2 protein-coding genes and 2 pseudogenes are annotated in these 6,980 nt (G+C 70.6%); all 4 read left to right on the top strand.

Going from position 1 to position 6,980, the window contains the following annotated elements; translation table 11 throughout:
• Window positions 1–100: 100 nt before the first annotated feature.
• Window positions 101–5,438 (top strand): annotated as a pseudogene (gene pulA, locus ACYVE9_RS11555) (pullulanase-type alpha-1,6-glucosidase).
• Window positions 5,439–5,603: 165 nt separating this feature from the next.
• The gene (locus ACYVE9_RS11550) at window positions 5,604–6,446 is read left to right on the top strand and encodes a helix-turn-helix domain-containing protein (protein WP_461027697.1); all 843 of its coding nucleotides are present in this window, start codon (window positions 5,604–5,606) and stop codon (window positions 6,444–6,446) included.
• A complete protein-coding gene (locus ACYVE9_RS11545) occupies window positions 6,428–6,637 on the top strand; it encodes a DUF397 domain-containing protein (RefSeq protein ID WP_461027696.1) in 210 nt (69 codons plus the stop codon). Before ACYVE9_RS11550 ends, ACYVE9_RS11545 begins: the two co-directional genes overlap by 19 nt.
• 110 nt (window positions 6,638–6,747) lie before the next feature.
• Window positions 6,748–6,980: pseudogene (locus ACYVE9_RS11540) on the top strand (hypothetical protein); the annotation flags it as partial.

Genomic DNA, 6,980 nt, shown 5'->3' with positions numbered 1-6,980 from the left:
CGCCCCCCTGCCCCTGTCCCCTCTCCCGCCCTCCCTTCCCGCCCCTGAAGGAGAACGATCCGTGACCGGTTCCTCCGTACGCAGAGGACTGGCGGCCGGCATGTCGGCCGCCGTGCTCGCGACGTTGATCACCGCGGCCGCGCCCGCTGAGGCCGCCGCGCCGCCCCCGCCGTCCGACCGGAAACTGGCGGCCGAGTCCGCCCGCCACGACCTGACCCGGGAGCAGTTCTACTTCGTGCTGCCCGACCGGTTCGCCGACGGAGACACCGGGAACAACAGGGGCGGCCTCACCGGCGGGCGGCTCAGCACCGGCTACGACCCCACGGACAAGGGCTTCTACCAGGGCGGCGACCTCAAGGGCATCGCCAGCAAGCTCGACTACATCAAGGGCCTGGGCACCACCTCCATCTGGCTGGCGCCGATCTTCAAGAACAAGCCGGTGCAGGGCGAGGGCGAGAACGCCTCCGCGGGCTACCACGGCTACTGGATCACCGACTTCACCCAGGTCGATCCGCACTTCGGCACCAACGACGACCTGCGCAAGCTCATCAAGGCCGCCAAGGCCAAGGGCATGAAGGTCTTCTTCGACGTCATCACCAACCACACCGCCGACGTCGTCGACTACGAGGAGAAGTCCTACGACTACCTCTCCAAGGGCGCCTTCCCCTACCTGACGAAGGACGGCCGCCCCTTCGACGACGCCGACCACGCGGGCGGCCGGAAGTTCCCGCGCACGGACGGCGACTCCTTCCCCCGCACCCCGACGGTGCCCGCCGCCGAACGCGACACCAAGGTCCCGGCCTGGCTCAACGACCCGGAGATGTACCACAACCGGGGCGACTCCACGTTCGCCGGGGAGAGCAGCCTGCACGGCGACTTCCACGGCCTGGACGACCTGTGGACCGAACGCCCCGAAGTGGTCCGCGGCATGGAGCGCATCTACCAGCGCTGGGTCCGGGACTTCGGCATCGACGGCTTCCGCATCGACACGGTCAAGCACGTCAACATGGAGTTCTGGACCCAGTGGGCGACCGCGCTGGACAGGTACGCGGCCAAGCGCGGCAAGAAGGACTTCTTCATGTTCGGCGAGGTCTACTCCGCCGACCCGGCGCAGAACGCGCCCTACGTCACCCGCGGCAAGCTGGACGCCACCCTGGACTTCCCCTTCCAGGACGCCGCCCGCTCCTTCGCCTCCCAGGGCGGCTCGGCAGGGAAGCTCGCCGACGTCTTCGGCCAGGACCACCGCTACACCACCGGCAGGTCCAACGCCTACGAGCAGGTCACCTTCCTAGGCAACCACGACATGGGACGCCTCGGCAGCTTCCTCACCCGGGACAACCCCGACGCAGACGACGAGGAACTGCTCGAACGTGCCACGCTCGCCAACGAGTTGATGTTCCTCAGCCGGGGCAACCCGGTCGTCTACTACGGTGACGAGCAGGGATTCACCGGAGCCGGCGGTGACAAGGACGCCCGGCAGACCCTGTTCGCCTCCAAGGTGCCCGACTACCTGGACACCGGCAGCAACCAGCAGATCGGCACCGACCGCACCCACGCCGAAGCCGCCTACGACACCGGGCACCCCCTCTACCGGTCCATCGCGAAGCTGTCCGCGCTGACCAAGCGCCACCCCGCGCTGCGCGACGGCACCCAGATCGAGCGGCACGCCGACGACGGCGCCGGCGTCTACGCCGTCTCCCGCATCGGCACCGGCAAGGGCAGGCAGCACGAGTACACCGTCGCCGTCAACAACAGCGAGCGCGCCCGGACCGTCACCCTCGACGTGGCGACACCCCGCGCCGCCTTCCGGCAGCTGTACGGGGGCGACACCTCCGTACGCAGCACCGCCGACGGCACGCTGAAGCTGACCGTGCCGCCGCTGTCCGCGGTCGTGCACCGGGCCGACTCCCCGGTACCCGCGGCGAAGAACGGACCGGACCTCACCCTGACCGTGCCCGAGCCGGGCGCCACCGGCACCGTCGAGCTGACCGCGAAGGTCCGCGGCGACGCCCGCAGCCGGGTCGTCTTCGCCGCCCAGCAGGGCAACGGCAGGTGGCAGACGCTCGGCACCGCCGACCGCCCGCCCTACAAGGTCACCCAGCACCTCGGCACGGACGTCACCGCCGGCACCGCGCTGCGCTGGAAAGCGGTCGTCGTCGACGGCACCGGCCGGACCGCCTCCGACACCGGCAGCGGCACCGCCTGGCAGCCGCCGGTCGCGCACGCCCTCCGCCGTCGACCGGGACTGGGCCGTCGTGCACTACCGCCGCGCGGACGGCGACTACGACGGCTGGCAGCTCACCTCCGGCGACCGCACCGCGGACTTCACCGGCCGGGACGCCTACGGCGCCTTCGCCTGGCTGAAGCTGGACGAGGACGAGTCCGCCGCCGAACTGCCCTTCACCGTCGAGCGGAACGGCACCGCCGACGGCCCGGAACGCACCATCGACCTCAGCCGCACCGGTGAGGTATGGGTGGAGCAGGGCGACGACGCGACCCTTACCGAAGCCCCCGACGGCACCTACCCGCCGCAGGACGAGACCAAAGCCGTCATCCACTACCACCGTGCCGACGGCGACTACGACGGCTGGGGCCTGCACACCTGGACCGGCGCGGCCGAGCCCACCGACTGGTCCGAGCCGCTCCGGCCCGTGAAGCAGAACACCTTCGGTGCCACCTTCGAGGTGCCGCTCGCCGAAGGCGCCACCACACTCAGCTACATCCTGCACAAGGGCGACGAGAAGGACGAAGCAGCCGACCAGAGCGTCGACTTCGCCACCCACGGCAAGGAGGTGCACAAGATCAGCGGCACCCCCGGCTACCTGCTGCCCGCCGCCGGCGGCGCCCCCGACCTGGACCTGAAGAAGTCCGAGGCCCAGTGGATCGACCGGCACACCGTCGCCTGGCAGATCAAGCCCCGCGCCACCGGCAGCCAGCAACTGGTCTACGACCCGGCCGGCCGCCTGGCCGTCGGCAAGGACGGCACCCTCACCGGTGACGGCCGCTGGCTGCGGCTGAACCACGTGCCCGGCGGACTCACCGACGCACAGGCCGCCGCCCACCCGCACCTGCGCGAGTACGCCGCCTTCACCGTCGACCCCCGGGACCGCGACCGGATCACCGCCGCCACCCGCGCCCAGCTCGTCGCCACCCAGCGGGCCGCCAACGGCGCCCTGCTCGCCGCGACCGGCGTGCAGATCCCCGGCGTGCTCGACGACCTCTACGGCGACAAGGCGAAGCAGGCCCGCCTGGGCCCGGTCTTCGACCGGAAGGGCCGCCCGACGCTGTCCGTGTGGGCCCCCACCGCACGCCGGGTCTCCCTGGACCTGGACGGCCGCCGCGTCGCCATGCGCCGCGACGACACCAGCGGCGTGTGGAGCGTCACCGGCACCCCGGCGTGGAGCGGCAAGTCCTACCGCTACCAGGTGCAGGTCTGGGCGCCCACCGCCGGTGAAGTCGTCACCAACAAGGTCACCGACCCGTACTCGACCGCGCTCACCGCCGACTCCGCCCGCAGCCTCGTCACCGACCTGGACGACCCGCGGCTCGCCCCCAAGGGCTGGCGCACCCTCCGCAAACCGGCCCCCACGCCGCTGCGCGACGCCCAGATCCAGGAACTCCACGTCCGGGACTTCTCGATCGCCGACCGCACGGCGAAGCACACCGGCACGTACCTGGCCTTCACCGAGAAGCGGTCCGACGGCATGAAGCACCTGCGGGAACTGGCCGACGCCGGCACCTCGCACGTGCACCTGCTGCCGACCTACGACATCGCCACCACCCCCGAGCGCAAGCGGGACCAGGCCGTGTCCGGGTGCGACCTGGCCGCCCTGCCCCCGGCCTCACCCAAGCAGCAGGAGTGCGTGGGCGAGGTGCGCGACCGCGACGCCTACAACTGGGGGTACGACCCGCTGCACTACACCGTGCCGGAAGGCTCCTACGCCACCGACCCCGACGGCACCCGACGCACCACCGAGTACCGGCAGATGGTCCAGAGCCTCAACCAGGCCGGCCTGCGGGTCGTGCTGGACGTCGTCTACAACCACACCTACGCGGCAGGCCAGGACGACAAGTCCGTACTGGACCGCATCGTGCCCGGCTACTACCAGCGGCTGCTCGCCGACGGCAGCGTCGCCAGCTCCACCTGCTGCCCCAACACCGCACCCGAGCACACCATGATGGGCAAGCTGACGGTGGACTCCCTCGTCACCTGGGCCAAGCAGTACAAGGTCGACGGCTTCCGCTTCGACCTGATGGGCCACCACCCCAAGCAGAACATCCTCGACGTGCGCAAGGCACTGGACGCCCTCACCCTCAAGAAGGACGGCGTCGACGGCAAGAACATCGTGCTGTACGGCGAGGGCTGGAACTTCGGCGAGGTCGCCGACGACGCCCGCTTCGTCCAGGCCACCCAGAAGAACATGGCCGGCACCGGCATCGCGACGTTCTCCGACCGCGCCCGCGACGCCGTCCGCGGCGGCGGCCCGTTCGACGAGGACCCGGGTGTGCAGGGCTTCGCCTCCGGACTCCACACCGACCCCAACTCCTCGAAGGAGAACGGCTCCCCGGCCGAGCAGAAGGCCCGCCTGCTGCACTACCAGGACCTGCTGAAGGTCGGCCTGACCGGCAACCTCGCCGACTACACCTTCACCGACACCTCCGGCAAGCAGGTCAAGGGCTCCGAGGTCGACTACAACGGCGCCCCGGCTGGCTACGCCGACGCTCCCGGCGACGCCCTCGCCTACGCCGACGCACACGACAACGAGACGCTCTACGACGCGCTCGCCTTCAAACTGCCCGCCAAGACGTCGGCGGCCGACCGGTCCAGGATGCAGGTTCTGGCCATGGCCACCGCCGTGCTCTCCCAGGGGCCCTCGCTCAGCCAGGCCGGCAGCGACCTGCTGCGCTCCAAGTCCCTGGACCGCAACTCCTACAACTCCGGTGACTGGTTCAACACCATCAACTGGGACTGCCGGCAGGGCAACGGCTTCGGCCGGGGACTCCCGCCGGCCTGGGACAACCAGGACAAGTGGCCCTACGCCAAGCCGCTGCTCACCAACCCCGAACTGGCCCCCGGCTGCAAGGAGATCAAAGCCACCTCCGCCGCCTACCGGGACCTGCTGCGCGTCCGCACCAGCGAGAAGGTGTTCTCGCTGGACAGCCTGGACACGGTGCAGCAGCAGGTGTCCTTCCCGCTGTCGGGCAAGGACGAGACCCCGGGCGTCGTCACCATGCGCGCCGGTGACCTGGCGGTCGTCTTCAACGCCACCCCGGAGGCTCAGGAGCAGACGCTCGACCAGGCGGCGGGCAAGCGCTACGCGCTCCACCCGGCGCAGGCCAAGGGCTCCGACCCGGTGGTGCGGAAGGCGTCCTTCGACCGGCCGTCCGGCAGCTTCACCGTCCCCGCCCGGACCGTCGCGGTCTTCCAGGCCCGCTGACCCACCTGTCCAGCCCGCAGCACCGAAGCCCGCCGCCCCCGGAGCCCACAGTCCGGGGGCGGCGGGCGTTTCGTGTGTTCCGTCCCCTGCCCACCTGTCATTTATTACGCTGCGTAGTAGATCGAGCACGACGAGCATGAGTGACACAGCACGAGGGGGAGCGGTATGCCGCAGCGTCGCGTCATCACCGGCCGGAGTCAGGAACCACGTCAGCGGTTCGCGGAGGAGGTGCGCAGGCTGCGGGTGGCGAAGGGAGCGAGCCTGCGGCAGGTGGGTGAACGGCTGGGCTGGGACTGGTCGTTGTTCGGCAAGCTGGAGAAGGGCGAGACGCTGGGCAGCCCGGAGGTGGTCCAGGCGCTCGACACGTACTACGAGACGCCGGGCCTGCTGCTGGCCCTGTGGGAGCTGGCGGCCGGCGACCGCACCCAGTTCCGCGAGCGCTACCGCCGCTACATGGAGTTGGAGGCGGAGGCGTTGAGCCTGTGGCACTTCGCGGTGGGGGTGCTGCCGGGGCTGTTGCAGACGTCCGGGTACGCACGTGAGGTGCTGGCAGCTGGCGGCTTCAAGGGCAAGGAGCTGGACGAACAGGTCGAAGCGCGCATGAGCCGTCGGGAATTGCTGGAGGGCGATGACGCGCCACCTTTCCGGACGATCCTGTCCGAGGCAGTGCTGCGCACGCCGCTGCGAGAAGCGGGTGAGTGGCGGGAGCAATTGGGCTACCTGGTTCAGGTGGCGGACCGGCCAAACGCGACGCTGCAAGTACTGCCGCTGGTGGCCGGGCTGCACGGCCTGACCAATGCGACCGTGATGTTCCTGCGGCTGCCGGACGGTCGTACGGTGGCCTACACCGAGAACGGTTATCGAGGCGATCTTGTTGAACAGAACGCTCCTGTCGAGCGACTGCAGCGTGCGTACGATGCGATGCGCGACCTGGCGCTGTCCCCGGCCGAGTCGCGGAATTTCGTTCTGGCCATGATGGAGGAAGTAGCGTGCGACCTATCGACCTGAGCGCCGTCACCTGGCGCAAGAGCAGCTACAGCAACCAGGACGGAGGCGAGTGCGTGGAGGTCTGTGACGACTTCGCCGCCGTCGTCCCGGTTCGGGACAGCAAGGTGCCGCACGGTCCGGCGCTGGTGTTTCCGGTGGCCGGTTGGGCGGCGTTCGTCGCCGCTGCGGGCGCCGGACAGATGGGCGGCTGAACGCGGGAGAACGCTGGAGCGCCCGGACCGGCTCGCGAGGCGCCTGGGCGCCGGAACGCGTGGTCCGGAATCCGCCGGTGCGGGCGGGCGGGTCCGGCCACGCTTGAGCCATGAGCACGAACGACGTCACCACCGAAGCGGGCACCGGCATCCACGAGCAGACCGGCCCCGTCCCCGGGCCGGGCGAGGGAACCTCCGCGACGCCCCGCACTCTGCCCATCGCCCCGGCGGTCTGCGAGCAACTGCGCGTACGGGACGACGCCGGAGCCACCCGCCACGCCTTCACCGACCCGGAGGGCGGCGCGCCGCTGCGCTGCTGCCTGCGGCGCAGCGCGGCAGGCGA

Source organism: Streptomyces sparsus (genome assembly GCF_054776295.1).
This window is presented reverse-complemented; position numbering and strand designations above follow the sequence as displayed.